Annotated in this window: 14 protein-coding genes and 1 pseudogene; 9 read left to right on the top strand and 6 right to left on the bottom strand. The window is 69.0% G+C overall.

The window, feature by feature from the left end; translation table 11 throughout:
• The first annotated feature begins 77 nt into the window (after positions 1–77).
• Positions 78–761, top strand: coding sequence for a response regulator (locus AWZ10_RS00880; RefSeq protein ID WP_046709817.1), 684 nt, complete (start codon positions 78–80; stop codon positions 759–761).
• Between the two features lie 48 nt (positions 762–809).
• Here AWZ10_RS00880 and AWZ10_RS00885 read toward each other — a convergent pair whose 3' ends face one another.
• Entirely contained in the window at positions 810–1,199 is a 390-nt protein-coding gene (locus tag AWZ10_RS00885; protein WP_046709816.1) for a PPOX class F420-dependent oxidoreductase, read from the bottom strand.
• Positions 1,200–1,272: 73 nt separating this feature from the next.
• The gene (locus tag AWZ10_RS00890; protein WP_037698431.1) at positions 1,273–1,908 is read right to left on the bottom strand and encodes an HAD family acid phosphatase; all 636 of its coding nucleotides are present in this window, start codon (positions 1,906–1,908) and stop codon (positions 1,273–1,275) included.
• Positions 1,909–2,183: 275 nt separating this feature from the next.
• Between AWZ10_RS00890 and AWZ10_RS00895 the strand changes: the two genes are divergently transcribed.
• The 3 genes from AWZ10_RS00895 to AWZ10_RS00905 all read left to right on the top strand — a co-directional run bounded on the left by AWZ10_RS00895 (position 2,184) and on the right by AWZ10_RS00905 (position 5,022).
• Positions 2,184–3,023 (top strand): SAM-dependent methyltransferase, encoded by an 840-nt coding sequence (locus AWZ10_RS00895; RefSeq protein WP_060890192.1) that lies wholly within the window; start codon positions 2,184–2,186, stop codon positions 3,021–3,023.
• On the top strand, positions 3,020–3,544 hold the full coding sequence (locus AWZ10_RS53355; RefSeq protein WP_240439447.1) for a GNAT family N-acetyltransferase: 525 nt from the start codon (positions 3,020–3,022) through the stop codon (positions 3,542–3,544). The genes AWZ10_RS00895 and AWZ10_RS53355 overlap by 4 nt, the downstream gene beginning before the upstream one ends.
• 98 nt (positions 3,545–3,642) lie before the next feature.
• The gene (locus tag AWZ10_RS00905) at positions 3,643–5,022 is read left to right on the top strand and encodes a S1 family peptidase (protein WP_046709814.1); all 1,380 of its coding nucleotides are present in this window, start codon (positions 3,643–3,645) and stop codon (positions 5,020–5,022) included.
• Positions 5,023–5,154: 132 nt separating this feature from the next.
• Here AWZ10_RS00905 and AWZ10_RS52170 read toward each other — a convergent pair whose 3' ends face one another.
• Entirely contained in the window at positions 5,155–5,343 is a 189-nt protein-coding gene (locus AWZ10_RS52170) for a hypothetical protein (protein ID WP_046709813.1), read from the bottom strand.
• Positions 5,344–5,421: 78 nt separating this feature from the next.
• Positions 5,422–6,582, bottom strand: coding sequence for an ROK family transcriptional regulator (locus AWZ10_RS00915; protein ID WP_060890193.1), 1,161 nt, complete (start codon positions 6,580–6,582; stop codon positions 5,422–5,424).
• A 171-nt stretch (positions 6,583–6,753) separates the two neighbouring features.
• Between AWZ10_RS00915 and AWZ10_RS00920 the strand changes: the two genes are divergently transcribed.
• From AWZ10_RS00920 to AWZ10_RS00935, 4 genes are read left to right on the top strand one after another with little or no spacing between them, the layout of a single operon-like run.
• On the top strand, positions 6,754–7,653 hold the full coding sequence (locus AWZ10_RS00920; RefSeq protein WP_078935465.1) for a carbohydrate ABC transporter permease: 900 nt from the start codon (positions 6,754–6,756) through the stop codon (positions 7,651–7,653).
• A gap of 17 nt (positions 7,654–7,670) precedes the next feature.
• Positions 7,671–8,621: a carbohydrate ABC transporter permease gene (locus AWZ10_RS00925; protein WP_060890194.1), complete on the top strand. Its 951-nt coding sequence runs from the start codon at positions 7,671–7,673 to the stop codon at positions 8,619–8,621.
• A gap of 10 nt (positions 8,622–8,631) precedes the next feature.
• Positions 8,632–9,975 carry an ABC transporter substrate-binding protein gene (locus AWZ10_RS00930; protein ID WP_060890195.1) on the top strand — a complete coding sequence of 448 codons (1,344 nt, stop codon included), beginning with the start codon at positions 8,632–8,634 and terminating at the stop codon, positions 9,973–9,975.
• A 14-nt stretch (positions 9,976–9,989) separates the two neighbouring features.
• Positions 9,990–11,192, top strand: coding sequence for a Gfo/Idh/MocA family protein (locus AWZ10_RS00935; RefSeq protein ID WP_060890196.1), 1,203 nt, complete (start codon positions 9,990–9,992; stop codon positions 11,190–11,192).
• Between the two features lie 40 nt (positions 11,193–11,232).
• On the opposite strand, the gene AWZ10_RS00940 is transcribed toward AWZ10_RS00935, so the two are convergent.
• The gene (locus AWZ10_RS00940) at positions 11,233–11,928 is read right to left on the bottom strand and encodes a L,D-transpeptidase family protein (protein ID WP_046706185.1); all 696 of its coding nucleotides are present in this window, start codon (positions 11,926–11,928) and stop codon (positions 11,233–11,235) included.
• Between the two features lie 134 nt (positions 11,929–12,062).
• Between AWZ10_RS00940 and AWZ10_RS00945 the strand changes: the two are divergent.
• Positions 12,063–12,548: pseudogene (locus AWZ10_RS00945) on the top strand (carboxymuconolactone decarboxylase family protein).
• A gap of 144 nt (positions 12,549–12,692) precedes the next feature.
• On the opposite strand, the gene AWZ10_RS00950 reads toward AWZ10_RS00945, so the two are convergent.
• Positions 12,693–13,487: an aminotransferase class IV gene (locus tag AWZ10_RS00950; protein ID WP_060890197.1), complete on the bottom strand. Its 795-nt coding sequence runs from the start codon at positions 13,485–13,487 to the stop codon at positions 12,693–12,695.
• Between the last annotated feature and the right edge of the window lie 17 nt (positions 13,488–13,504).

Here is a 13,504-nt window from a genome sequence, read left to right on the forward strand (position 1 = left end):
CTCGCCCCGCCCCACCCCCCACTCCACCGCCCTCCCGGGTTCCCCTTCTCCCCTCCCCCCTCAGGCATGATGCGCCCATGAACGACCGCAGCCCGATCCGGGTTCTGATCGCCGACGACCAGGACATGGTCCGCACCGGCTTCCGTTTCTTCCTCGACGCGCAGCCGGACATCACCGTGGTCGCCGAGGCCTCGGACGGCGAGACGGCCGTGCGGCTGGCCCGCGAGGTGCGGCCCGATGTGTGTCTGCTGGACATCCGTATGCCGAGGCTGGACGGCCTGGAGGCGACCCGGCTGCTGGCCGGTCCGGATGTGGCCGATCCGCTGCGGGTGGTCGTGGTGACCACGTTCGACCTCGACGAGTACGTCTACGGGGCGTTGCACGGCGGCGCCTGCGGCTTCCTGCTCAAGGACTCCGGGCCGACCCTGCTGGCGGAGGCCGTACGGGCGGCGGCGGTGGGCGACTCGCTGGTGTCGCCGTCGGTGACGGTCCGGCTCCTCAAGCACCTCACGGCCCAGAAGGAGGCCGTGCCCGGCCCCGAAGCCCCGCGTCCTCGGGAGCCGTTGACCGACCGGGAACTCGGCGTCGTCCGTCTGGTCGCGCTGGGCCACACCAACGCCGAGATCGCCGCCTCGATGTTCGTCTCGCTCTCCACGGTCAAGACCCACCTCGGCAGCGTCCAGCTCAAGCTCGCCGCCCGGAACCGGGTGGAGATCGCGGCGTGGGCGTGGCGGACGGGGCACGCGGGCGACCGTTCGTGACGGGCCGCCAGGGAGCCTCGGGGAGGCTCAAGGAAGCCTCGCGGAGGCCTACTTCGTCAGCGTGACACGGATACCGACCGTGCCGTCGGCGCCCCGGCGGAGTCGGCTGCCGAGCAGGGTGAGGCGTCCGAGGACGCCGTACTTGCGGGCGATGAGCCTGCGGTAGGCGGCGGAGCCGGCCGCGTCGAGGATCTCGGCGCGGGCGGGGACGGAGTCGCCGGTGGGGTTGCCGCGCACATCGCAGGGGCCGACGAGAACGTCGGCGCGGTTCCGGATGCGCTTGACCTTCCAGGAGTCCGCGACCGTCCAGATGCCGAGCGTGTCACCGTCCCGCACCACCCACACCGGTGTCGGGACGCCCGTGCCGTTCTTGCGGTAGGTGGTGATCAGCAGGTAGCTGCCCGCGCCGAGCGCGTCGAGCGAGATGTCGTCGGCCATGGCGGGAGTCTAGGTGTACGGCCTCCCGCGGGAACCGGCGGCCGTACACCCAGGAACGAACGGTGGAGCGGCGTCAGTCGAGCAGCCCGTCGTAGTCGGGCAGCTTGTACGTCCGCTCGGCGTGACCGCCGACGAGGTCCGTGGTGTTGTTGCCGACGTTGGCGATGATCTTGTAGCCGTCGGACTCGATGTCCGCGCGCGAGGCGGTCTTGTAGGCGGAGACCTCGGCGAACAGATCGGGCAGGTCACGTACGTAGAGACCGTCGACGGGGTAACCGACGGTCTTCAGGTTCCACTTGGTGACGCTCTCGATGATGCCCGGCCGGGCGGTGACGAAGAAGACGGCGACCCCACGGGACTTGGCGTACTTGGCCAGCTCCAGGGAAGGCTTCAGCGCCGGGGTCGGCAGCTGGTACCAGGGCGTGTAGTGCGTCTCCAGCGTGGTGTTGTCGATGTCGAAGACGACGGCGAGCTTCTGCCCCGAGGAGTTCGCGGTGCGCTGCTGTATGTAGGGAGTGGCCGTGTCGACGACGGCCTTCACGTCCGTCTGCCAGGTCGCGTAGTCCACCTCGGCGGCTGCCGCCGCGCCGACCGCGGCCTCGACCGGCGCCGCAGCGGCCGGAACGGCCGCGGTCACCGAAGCACCCAGACCCAGTACGGCCACCGCGGCGACCGTCGTCATGCGGCGTCCCACACCGCTTGCTGTCATGTTCGTCCCCTTTTTCTCATGTCAAAGCGGCGAGGTCGATGGAACCTTCGCCGCACTCGTCATGGTCATGCCCACTGGTGGCCGGGAGACTACCTAAGAGTTACTGATTAGTAGAGGGGTCTCGACGATCGCTGTTCAGCCGGGCGGCGACCGGGGCCCGGCAAGCAGGTACCCAGGTGAAGATCGCCGAAGTATCGGCAAAGGCCAACCGGCGGGTCTACATTGCCGGTTGGATGAAGCACGCACCTTCAACAGAAGATCCAGGAGTTGACGCCGTGACGGACAACCCGGCAGCCTCGGACTTCCCCTCCTCGTCGCTGAACCGCCGCATCGTCACCACGCGGCCGGTCGCGGCGCGGATCTGGAACTACTGGCTCGGCGGCGGGGACTACTACGAGGTCGACCGGAAGGCCGGGGACGAGATACGCCGGCTGCATCCGAGCATCGAGGACTACGCCCGCGCGGACCGGCAGTTCCTGGGGCGGGCCGTGCGTCATCTGGCCGCCGAGGTGGGCATCCGGCAGTTCCTGGACATCGGCGCCGGACTGCCGACCGCGGAGAACACCCACGAGGTCGCCCAGCACATCGCGCCGGACGCCCGGATCGTCTACGTCGACAACGACCCGCTGGTCCTGGTGCACGCCCGCGCCCTGCTGACGAGTTCGCCCGAGGGCCGTACGGACCACGTCGACGAGGACCTGCGCAACGTCGACTCGGTCCTCGAACACGCGGCGAGAACCCTGGACCTGACCCGGCCGGTCGCGCTGATGCTGCTCGACGTGCTGGCCTTCATCCACGACGACGAGGACCCGTACGGCATCGTGCGCCGTCTGATGGACGCCCTGCCCGGCGGCAGTCATCTGGTGCTGTCCCACACGATCACCGGCCCGGAGTGGCCCGACGTGGACATCGCGGCCGCCTGGTGGAACGAACACGGCATCCCACGGCTGACCCAGCGCACACCGGAAGTGATAGCCGGCTTCTTCGACGGGCTCGACCTCCTCGAACCGGGCGTCGTCTCGTGCACACGCTGGCGGCCGGAGGCCAGCGGCGATCCCGCCTCCGGGGAACCGGCGGAAGTGGCCATGTACTGCGGAGTGGGAGGCAAGCGTTGACGGCGACCGAGTGGGTCCGGCTCCAGCTGGACGTCACCGACTTCGACCTGGCACGTTTCCAGCCGTACGTCGACAAGTGCCGCACCTCCGGTATCCGGCTCACGACACTCTCCGAACTCGGCGACACCCCGGAGCACCGCCGGGCGTTGTACGAACTCAACAAGGAGTGCTCGGCGGACATCCCGGGGCGCGGTGCCTTCTTCGAGTACGACGAGTACCACCGGCTCCGCTTCGAGGTGCCCGCCTACGATCCGCGTGGCGTCGTGCTGGCCCTCGACGGCGACCGGTGGGTCGGCATGGCGGCCACCTCCGACCGGCGGGGGTCCGGGTTCGTGTTCAACGAGATGACCGGGGTTCGGGTCCTGCACCGGAGCCGGGGCATCTCGGTGGCCATGAAGACCTTCGGCATCGGGTTCGCCGGGATCTGCGGGGTGAGTATCGTCCGTACGGTGCATCATCCGGCCAACGCGCGCGCGATCGCCATGAACCGGACGTTGGGATACGTCGACGCGGACTGGTGAACATGTGCCGACCGCCGCACGTATGAAAGGAGGGCGCTCAAGGACCGGACGCCCTGGCGGTGTTGACACCGTGTCGGACGGGGTTCGGGAGCCAGGCAATGAGGCACGCACGACGACGAGTCGTGAAGCGGGTGGCGCGGCTGACGGCAGCCGGTGGACTGATCTGCGGAACCCTGATGGTCACGCAGGCGGCGATGGCGACCGAACCCACCACCTCCCCGCCCGCGACCCGCAGTGCGGTGTTCGCCGCGTCCGGCACCGGGAACGGTCTGGTGAACGAGCTGGGTGCCGAGCGTACGGCGGGCACCTGGATCGCCGAGGACGGCGAGCCGGTCGTCGCGGTCACCGACGAGGAGGCGGCCGCCGAGGTCGAGCAGGCGGGCGCCCGTCCCAAGATGGTCGAGTACAGCGGCGACGACCTGCAGTCCGCCACGGAGGCGCTGCGTACGGCGCCCCGGGTGTCGGGCACCTCCTGGGCCGTCGACCCCGCCTCCAACGAGGTCGTCGTGCGGGCCGACAGCACGGTCTCCAAGAAGGACTGGGCGAGCCTGACCGACCTCGCCGAGGAGATCGGCGGGTCCGTGCGGATGGAGCGCACCGAGGGCACGTACACGATGCGGCTCAACGGCGCCCAGCCCATCTTCGGCACGGGCGGGCGCTGTTCGATCGGCTTCAACGTGACCGACGGCGAGAACGACTTCATGCTCACCGCCGGGCACTGCGGTCCCGCCGGTTCCGTCTGGTTCGCGGACAACCAGGGGCAACAGGAGATCGGCCGGACGACCGAGTCGAACTTCCCCGGCAGCGACTTCTCGCTCGTGCAGTACCTCCAGGACGCGCCGAGCAACAAGACCAACGTCGTCTCGGTCGGCGACGGCCGCGGGGTGCGCATCACCTCGGTCGGTGAGGCGGCGGTCGGCCAGCGGGTGTTCCGCAGCGGCAGCACCAGCGGCTTCCGCAACGGCGAGGTGACCGGCCTCGACGCCACGGTCAACTACCCCGAGGGCACGGTCAGCGGCCTCATCGAGACCACGGTCTGCGCCGAGCCGGGCGACAGCGGGGGCCCGATGTTCTCGGAGGGGGTGGCCCTGGGGGTGACCTCGGGCGGCAACGGCGACTGCGAGGAGGGCGGTACGACGTTCTTCCAGCCGCTGTCCGACGCCCTCGACGACCTCGGCGTCCGGCTGACCGGCCTGCCCCAGTCCGCCGCCCAGCCGACCGCCGCGGCCGACGGCTCCTCGGACGACGACTCCCAGGGCGCCGCGGCTCCCGGAGGGGCCGAGCCTGGCTCGGTGGAGCCCGTCGAGTCCATCGGCGCCGCCTCCGACCTCCTCGACCGCCTCGCCGACCCCCGCAACGTCGGGCCGGGCCTCCTGGTCGTCGCCGGCAGCATGGTCGCCCTGGCAGCCACCCGCTTCATCCGCACGGAGCAGGACAGGCAGGCATACCGCCGTCAGTACTCACGGAGTTGGAACTGAGAGGCGACGATCGGGCGCGCCCGGCGGGCGCGCCCCCAAGGGGGCGAGGGGAACGGCGCGGCAGGCCACGACGAGGTGGCGGTGGGCCGCCCACCGACCCGGCGGACGAAAGCAGACGAAACCCGTACGGGTTCAGTCGGCGGAGCGCGCCGCCCACTCAAGGACAAGCCGCTCGTACTCGCTCCGCTGCTCCCTGTTCAACGTCCCACCGCTCCGGAACCAGAGCGCCCGGATCTCCTCGTTGACCTCGGCGGCCGTTCGCGCCGGTACTTCCGATCTTTCCAGGACGACATCAGGGGGAGTGGACATGGTGTAAACCATATGTCCTCGAACGTGAAGCCGATGTGAGTAAAGGTGCTACTTCCGACATTACGGACCGTGAAGCTGATCACTCTGCGTTTACGGCTCCACGGTCCCGAGCACGAGGACCTGAATGGCCAGCACGGCCGCCCCCCGCGCCCAGTCATGGAAGTCGGACACCTTCGTCTCCAGCGGGACGGGCGCGGCCAGCGGATGACGATGAGCGCGGACGGCCTCGTCCACGGCCTGACCCGCCACCCCCATCAGCCCCACCCCCTCCCCCGCGAGCAGGATCTTCTGCGGCATCACGAAGTTGGCGATCTGGGCCACCAGCGTCCCCAGCGCCCGCCCCGCCTCCCCGACGACCCGCACACACATCGGCTCACCGCCGGCCGCACCTGCCAGGACCTCCTCGTACGTCACCTCGCGCCCGGTCGCCGCCTGCACCTGGTACCGGATGCTGGGGATGCTCAGCAGTGAGACGGCGCTGCCGCGCTCCCCGTCGGGGGTGAGCGGGCCGGCGGGGTCCACGATCCAGTGGCGGCCGAACCCGCGGTCCTCCTCGGCGTACGCCACCCGCTTGCCGCCCAGCACGAGCCCGTAGCCGATACCCGCGCCGATGGTGAGGACGACGAACCGGTCGAGGCCGCGCCCCGCGCCGAACCAGGTCTCGGCCTCGACGAGCGCGGCGACGTCGTTCTCGACGACCACGGGCAACCCGGTGCGCTCCTCGACGAGTTCGGCCAGCGGCACATCGCGCCACGACAGGAAGGGTGACTCCCCGACCACCGCCCGGCGCCGGACGTACCCGCCGACCCCGATGCCGATACCGGCGAGCGAGGGGTGGGTGCGGGCGAGTTCGGCGGCCATCCCGGCGAGCAGATCCGCGACCCGTTCCGGCTCATGGGTGGTGAGCGGGCGGTCGTAGCGAGTGACGATCTCGCTCCGGAGCGTGGTGACCACGCCGTACACCATGTCATCGGTGATCTTGAAGCCGATGAAGGAGCGGGACTCGGCGACGATGTCCAGCGGCTGCGAGGGGCGTCCCTGGCGGACCTCGGGGAGCGCGGCACCCTCGGACGTCTCGACCAGCAGACCCGATTCGATCAGCGGTTTGGTCAGCCTGGTGAGGCTGCCCGCGGACAGGCCGAGCCGGCCGGCGAGTTCCGTGCGGGAGAGCGGACCGTGCACGAGCACCTCGATCGCCACCGCGCGTTCCCCGGGACTGAGCGGCAGCCAGCTGGCAGCGAGTGCGGTCATGAAGGTCAGACTCCCACACCATATTTCTTCCGTCACGGAAACAACAAGCCCATCCTACGCCCGCGAACTCCCCCCAAAAGATGTTCGCACAGCCTCTTGACGTCACAATTCTTTCGCGACAAAAGTAAGTGGTCCGAGTCTGAGGCAACGCCGCCGATGAGGGAGCACCCGATGACCATCGCCTCCACCAGTCCACCGATCCGTCGGCGAGGCGACGGCGTCCTGGCCGCCGTCTTCATCACCCCGGCGATGCTCGGTTTCCTGGTGTTCCTGCTCTGGCCGACGCTGCGGGGCATCTATCTGAGTTTCACCCGCTTCAACCTGCTCACCCCGGCGGAGTGGGTGGGCCTCGACAACTACGTCCGCATGGTCAACGACCCCATCTTCTGGGACTCGCTGGCGGTCACGGTCGAGTACGTGGTCCTCAACATCGGTGTGCAGACGGTCGCCGCGCTCGCCATCGCCGTACTCCTCCAGCGGCTGACCCAGTCGGCCCTGCTCCGCGGCATCGTGCTCACGCCGTATCTGATGTCGAACGTGGTCGCCGGCCTCGTCTGGCTGTGGATCCTCGACACCCAGCTCGGCATCGGCAACGAGATCATCGGCGCTCTCGGCGCGGACCGCATCCCGTTCCTCGCCGACGAGACCTGGGCCATCCCCACCATCGCCCTGATCAACGTGTGGCGGCACGTCGGCTACACCGCGCTGCTCCTCTTCGCCGGGCTCCAGGCGATCCCGAACGACGTGTACGAGGCGGCCAGGGTGGACGGCGCGAGCGAGTGGCGGATGTTCTGGCGGGTCACCATGCCGCTGCTGCGTCCGGTGCTGGCGGTGGTGATGATCATGACGGTGATCGGTTCGTTCCAGGTGTTCGACACCGTGGCGGTGACCACGGCGGGCGGTCCCGCGAACGCGACGAACGTGCTCCAGTTCTACATCTACGGCTCTGCCTTCGGCCGCTTCCAGTTCGGCTACGCCTCGGCGATGTCGGTCGCCCTGCTGGTCGTCCTCAGCGCGATCACCGTCCTGCAGTACCGGCTCACCAGGGCCGGCCGAAGCGATCTCGGCTGACGGAAGGAGACTCCGACATGGCTGCCGTGACGACGACCTCGACTCCACCGGCTTCGACACCGACCCCGGCTCCGGCTGTTCGGCCGGCGAGGCGCGGGTTCTCCTTCGGGCGGGCCGCCGCCTGGACCGCGATGGGCCTGATCGTGCTCATCACCCTGCTTCCGTTCTACTGGATCCTGCGCACCGCGCTCTCCACCAACGCCGGGCTCAACGCGGATCCCGCCAACCCGCTGCCCGTCGATCTCACCGGCAGCGGCTTCGAGCGGGCGCTCGGTCTGCAGTCCGCCGAGGAGGCGATCGCGCAGGGCGGGGCGGGCGGCGGGCTCGACTTCTGGCGGTATCTGCTCAACTCGGTGATCGTGTCGACGCTGATCACCGGCTGTCAGATCTTCTTCTCCGCGATGGCCGCGTACGCCTTCGCGCGGCTGCGCTGGCGCGGGCGGGACCAGGTGTTCGGGCTGTTCCTGGCCGGACTGATGGTGCCGACCCTCTTCACCCTGCTGCCGAACTTCGTGCTCATCAAGCAGCTCCACCTGGTGGACTCGCTGCTCGGCATCGCGCTGCCCAGCCTCTTCATGACACCGTTCGCGGTCTTCTTCCTGCGGCAGTTCTTCATGAACATCCCCCACGAGGTCGAGGAGGCGGCGCTGCTGGACGGGGCCGGGAAGGTAAGGATCTTCTTCCGGGTGGTCCTGCCGATGGCGTCCACCCCGATCCTCACCCTGGCCGTGCTGACGTACATCACCTCCTGGAACGACTACTTCTGGCCGCTCATGGTCAGTTACAGCGACGGCTCCCGGGTGCTGACCGTGGCGCTGGCGATCTTCCGGGCGCAGACCCCGGCGACCGGCGTGGACTGGTCGGGGCTCATGGCCGCGACGCTGATCGCCGCGCTGCCGATGCTGGTGCTCTTCGCCGCGTCCGCCCGCCGCATCGTCAGCTCCATCGGCTTCACCGGGATCAAGTGAGGGAACTCTGATGCGACTTCGTACGCTGACCGCATGGGCCGGAGCGCTGACGCTGTCCCTGGTGACCGGCTGCACGCAGGGCGACGGCACCGGGGCGTCCTCGGACACGGTGACGTACTGGCTGTGGGACGCCAACCAGTTGCCCGCCTACCAGGCCTGTGCGAAGGGGTTCGAGCAGGAGAACCCCGGACTGGACGTGAGGATCACCCAGTTGGGGTGGAGCGACTACTGGACCAAGCTCACCGCCGGGTTCATCGCGGGCACCCAGCCGGACGTGTTCACCGACCACATCCAGAAGTTCGGCCAGTTCGCCGATCTCCAGGTCCTCGAACCGCTCGACGACCTGGGCATCGAGGAGTCCGACTACCAGCCGGGTCTCGCCGCCAACTGGATCGGCCGGGACGGCCACCGCTACGGGACCCCGAAGGACTGGGACACCGTCGCGCTCTTCTACAACAAGGAGATGGTGAAGGACGCGGGCCTCACCGCCGACGAGCTGAACGGCCTCTCCTGGAACCCGCAGGACGGCGGCACCTTCGAGAAGGCCGTCGCCCACCTCACCGTCGACGGCAAGGGCAGGCGGGGCGACGAGCCCGGCTTCGACAAGGACGACGTCAAGGTGTACGGCCTGGCGAGCAACGGCGGCGGCTATGCCGACGGGCAGACCCAGTGGAGCCCCTTCACCGGGTCGGCGGGGTGGAGCTACACGGACAAGGCGCGCTGGGGCACGAAGTACCAGTACGACAGCGAGACCTTCCAGTCCGTGATCAAGTGGTACTTCGGCCTGGCGGAGAAGGGCTACATGGTTCCCTTCGCCGACTACAACGTGCAGTCCAACCAGGCCAACACCCAGATCGCCGCGGGCAGGGCCGCCGTCACCTTCGACGGCGCCTGGATGATCTCCACCTACGACGGCTTCAAGGACCTGGACATCGGCGCGGCCGTCACTCCCGCCGGCCCGAGCGGCCGGCGCGCCACCATGATGAACGGTCTCGCCGACTCCATCACCAAGGCCTCGGCGAACAAGGCGGGCGCCCGGAAGTGGGTGGCGTATCTGGCCTCCGACGCCTGCCAGAGCGTCGTGGGCGAGTACGGCGTCGTCTTCCCCGCCACCCCGGCCGGCACCGAGGCCGCGGTCGCCGCGTACGAGAAGAAGGGCCTCGACGTGTCGGCCTTCACCGAACCGGTGGCCGACAAGAAGGACTTCAGGACCTTCTCCTATCCCATCACCACCAACGCGGCCGATGTCACCGCGCTCATGCAACCCGCGATGGAGGACATCTACGGCAACGGCGCGCCGGTGAGCGGCCTCGACGAGACCAACGACCAGATCAACCTCATTCTCGACCAGTGAAGGACATGTGTCACATGACGTTCTCCCTCGGCATCGTCGGCGCCGGCCAGTTCTCCGGTCAGTTCGCCACGTTGTTCCAGGCCCACCCCGGAGTCGGCGACGTCTACGTCACGGATCTGCTGCCCGAGCGGGCCGAAGAACTCGTGGCCGCCCAGGGGCTGGCCGGCACCTTCCCCTCGTACGAGGCCATGCTGGAGTCGAAGGCGGTCGACGCCGTCGCGATCTTCACCCAGCGCTGGACGCACGGACCGCTGGTGCTCCAGGGACTGAACGCCGGCAAGCACGTCTACTCGGCGGTCCCCATGGCCATCACCGCAGACGAGATCGCGGCGATCATCGACGCGGTCAGGGCGACCGGGCTGACGTACATGATGGGTGAGACGAGTCAGTACAACCCGGCGACCGTGCACGCCCGCAACCAGATCGCGGAAGGCGCCTTCGGGCGGATCTTCTACGCCGAGGGCGACTACGTCCACGACATGGACCTGGGGTTCTACGAGGCCTACCGGTACAGCGGCGGCGAGGACTGGAGGCGGACCGCCAGCTATCCCCCGCTGCTGTACCCGACCCACTCGGTGGGCGGGGTGCTGGGCGCCTGGCAGACGCACGCGGTGAGCGTGTCGGCGATCGGCGTCGTGGACGGGCGCGGGGACGGGGTGTTCGACAAGGAGGTCAGCCAGTTCGGCAACGACTTCTCCAACGCGACCGCGCTGTTCGAGGTGGCGGGCGGCGGTTCGTTCCGTACGAACGAGTTCCGGCGGGTCGGCTACCCCTCGCAGATCCGGGAGTCGCGATTCCGGTTCTTCGGCACGGACGCCAGCATGGAACAGCTCGCCACGGTGGCGTTCTGGCAGGACAAGAAGGGGGTGACGGACATCAGCGAGCTGCTCGAGCCGAAGCCCACCCTGTCCCCCGACGACCCCTCGCTCCAGCACATCGCGCCGGATCTGCGGGCCGCCTTCACCTCCGGGTCGGCGCCGGTGCACGACCGGGCGCGGCTGCCACGGGAGTTCGACGAGCTGCACAACGGGCACGAGGGCAGCCACCACTTCCTGGTGGACGACTTCGTGACCGCCGTCAACACCCGGACGCTGCCGTCGGTGAACGCCTGGGTGGCGGCCCGCTACACCCTGCCGGGCATCGTCGCGCACGAGTCCGCGCGGCAGGGCGGGGTCAGGCTGGAGATCCCGGACTTCGGGGACGCCCCCGAGGCGTGACGATTCACCGTCGTCGCCGAGCCGGGCTCCTGGTTGCCTGTCAGGTGCCCGGCTTGCGGCCGTACACGTAGACGTCGTCGCCGTTCTTCAGCAACGACCAGTACTTCTTGGCGTCGGTCTTGGTCATGTTGGTGCAGCCGTGGGAACCGGGCGGGTTCCACATGCTGACGCCGACGGAGTGGAAGGCCTGGCCGCCGTCGAAGAACTGGGCGTAGGGCATGGGCACGTGGTAGATCGACGAGACGTGGTCGATGTTCCGCCAGTAGATCTTCTTCAGGCCGGTGCGGGTCTCGTACCCGTTGCGGCCGGTGCGCACCGGTACGGGCCCGTAGACGAGCTTGCCGCCGTCCTGGATCCAGCTCAGCTGGAGGGTCAGGTTCACGCAGGCGATACGGCCCTTGTTCGTCGGGCACTTGCCCGCCGCGTTGGGGTTCTTGCCCACGGCCTTCTGCTTGTTCATCAGGTCCATCACGCCCCAGGTGACGGATCCCGCGTACCCGATGTTCGGCGTGATGCCGTGCTTGGTCTGGAAGGCCTGGATCGCCTTGCAGTCGGCGGTGGACTGCTTCCCGTCGGCCGTCCGGCCGAGGAACTTCTCCACCTGCTTCTGGTACGGCCCCGTCGACGCCGTACAACTCGCCGCCTGCGCGGGCGCGGTGCCCAACGCGAGCGCGAGCGGTGTCAGCAGTCCGGTGATGGTGAGTGCGACTGCGCCTCTTCTGCCTATGTCCCCCATGGCGGACCTTTCCCCTTCGCGCGATTTCCTGCCTCTGCATGCCTAGACAGGTGACCGGGGGCTACGGTTGTGGGCAGGGCCACGTCGAGACGAAACAGTTACACAGCCGGGAATTCGGATATAGAGTTCTCCCCATGAGCAACAGCGATTCCATATCTCGTGTGGCCCTCAAGAAAATCACCCCCGATGTGTCCGGAGCGATGGGCTCCCTGCACGGTGCCGCCGTTTCCGCGGCCCGGGACGCGAAGGTCGAACCCGAGATTCTCGAACTGATCAGAATTCGCGCCTCGCAGATCAACGGCTGCGCGTTCTGCCTGGACATGCACACCAAGGACGCCCGCGCGCAGGGCGAGACCGAGCAGCGGATCTACGCGCTCAGCGCCTGGCGCGAGACCCCCTTCTTCACCGCCCGCGAGCGCGCCGCCCTGGCGTTGACCGAGGCGGTGACCCTGGTCGCCGACGGTCAGGTGCCCGACGACGTCTAGGCGGCGGCCGCCGAGGTGTTCGACGAGGAGCAGGTCGCGGCGCTGATCTGGGCGGCCACCGTGATCAACGCGTACAACCGGATCGCGATCGCCACACGGATGGTTCCGGGGGCCTACCAGCCCGTCCAGAAGTAATCCGGAAACTCCCGGGAATATCGACACTCCCGGACTCTCGAAACTTCCGGGATTCTCTTCTCCGGACATTCACGAACGACTTTCAGCGCCGGGCCGTATTCACTTCGGCCCGGCGCTTCTTCGCGCCCGGATATCGCTGCGAATTCAGTGGTCCGGCAGCGGCTCCATGAGACCGTCCAGCCACTTCCGCCACTCCGGGGCGTGGACGGCCGGGCCCGGGGTCATCGGGCGCCCGGTCCAGGCAGCGACCGGGCGGATGCCGTGGAGGGCGTTGACGAGCCACACCTCGAGGCCGGCCAGCTCGGCCAGGGAGCGTTCGCGGTGGGCGACCCGGACGCCGGTGCGGGCGGCCCGCTCCTGGACGAGGGCCATGGTCACGCCGGCGAGGAGCGGCAGGCGGGGCGGCGGCAGGCAGAGGGTGTCGTCCTCCCACCAGAAGAGGCTGGAGTTGGCGGCCTCCAGCACCAGGCCGGAGGGCGCGATGAGCACGGCCTCCTCGGCATCGGTGCCGGACGCGCGTCTGCGTACGCGGGCCAGGGCGTCCAGGTCCGGGCCCTTGCGGCGGGGCACGGTACGCGGGTCGGGCTGACCGGCCGCCCACACCCGCACGTCGGCCGTGAGGGGTGGCGCGGGGCGCAGCAGAAGCCGCAACTCAAGTGACCCGGAGGCGAGTTCGACCCGGGGGAACCACTCCCCCGTGCGCGGCAGGGCACGGGTCATGTCCTGCCAGAAGTCGACGACCTGTCCCAGGGGCGGTGCGCCGCACTCGCCGCAGGACCGCAGGAACCGTTCGCGGTGCCGGTCGAAGCCGCGTACCCGTCCGTCGCGCAGCAGCCACGAGTCCGCGACGAGGAGGCGTCCGCCCTGTGCCTGGACGGGGACGAGGCCGTGTTCGGGTGACCAGGTCGACAGGCCTTCCGCGATGGCGGGTGGTGTCACTCGGTGCTCCTGTCGTT

The sequence above is a fragment of the Streptomyces europaeiscabiei genome (genome assembly GCF_001550375.1).
Lineage (GTDB): Bacteria > Actinomycetota > Actinomycetes > Streptomycetales > Streptomycetaceae > Streptomyces > Streptomyces europaeiscabiei.

Excerpts from the sequence above, each read along its gene's own strand:
- AWZ10_RS00880 (WP_046709817.1), top strand. The coding sequence starts at position 78 with ATGAACGACCGCAGCCCGATCCGGGTTCTGATCGCCGACGACCAGGAC.
- AWZ10_RS00890 (WP_037698431.1), bottom strand. The coding sequence starts at position 1,908 with ATGACAGCAAGCGGTGTGGGACGCCGCATGACGACGGTCGCCGCGGTG.
- AWZ10_RS00940 (WP_046706185.1), bottom strand. The coding sequence starts at position 11,928 with ATGGGGGACATAGGCAGAAGAGGCGCAGTCGCACTCACCATCACCGGA.
- AWZ10_RS00935 (WP_060890196.1), top strand. The coding sequence starts at position 9,990 with ATGACGTTCTCCCTCGGCATCGTCGGCGCCGGCCAGTTCTCCGGTCAG.
- AWZ10_RS00920 (WP_078935465.1), top strand. The coding sequence starts at position 6,754 with ATGACCATCGCCTCCACCAGTCCACCGATCCGTCGGCGAGGCGACGGC.
- AWZ10_RS00885 (WP_046709816.1), bottom strand. The coding sequence starts at position 1,199 with ATGGCCGACGACATCTCGCTCGACGCGCTCGGCGCGGGCAGCTACCTG.
- AWZ10_RS00915 (WP_060890193.1), bottom strand. The coding sequence starts at position 6,582 with ATGACCGCACTCGCTGCCAGCTGGCTGCCGCTCAGTCCCGGGGAACGC.
- AWZ10_RS00905 (WP_046709814.1), top strand. The coding sequence starts at position 3,643 with ATGAGGCACGCACGACGACGAGTCGTGAAGCGGGTGGCGCGGCTGACG.
- AWZ10_RS00925 (WP_060890194.1), top strand. The coding sequence starts at position 7,671 with ATGGCTGCCGTGACGACGACCTCGACTCCACCGGCTTCGACACCGACC.
- AWZ10_RS52170 (WP_046709813.1), bottom strand. The coding sequence starts at position 5,343 with ATGGTTTACACCATGTCCACTCCCCCTGATGTCGTCCTGGAAAGATCG.
- AWZ10_RS00930 (WP_060890195.1), top strand. The coding sequence starts at position 8,632 with ATGCGACTTCGTACGCTGACCGCATGGGCCGGAGCGCTGACGCTGTCC.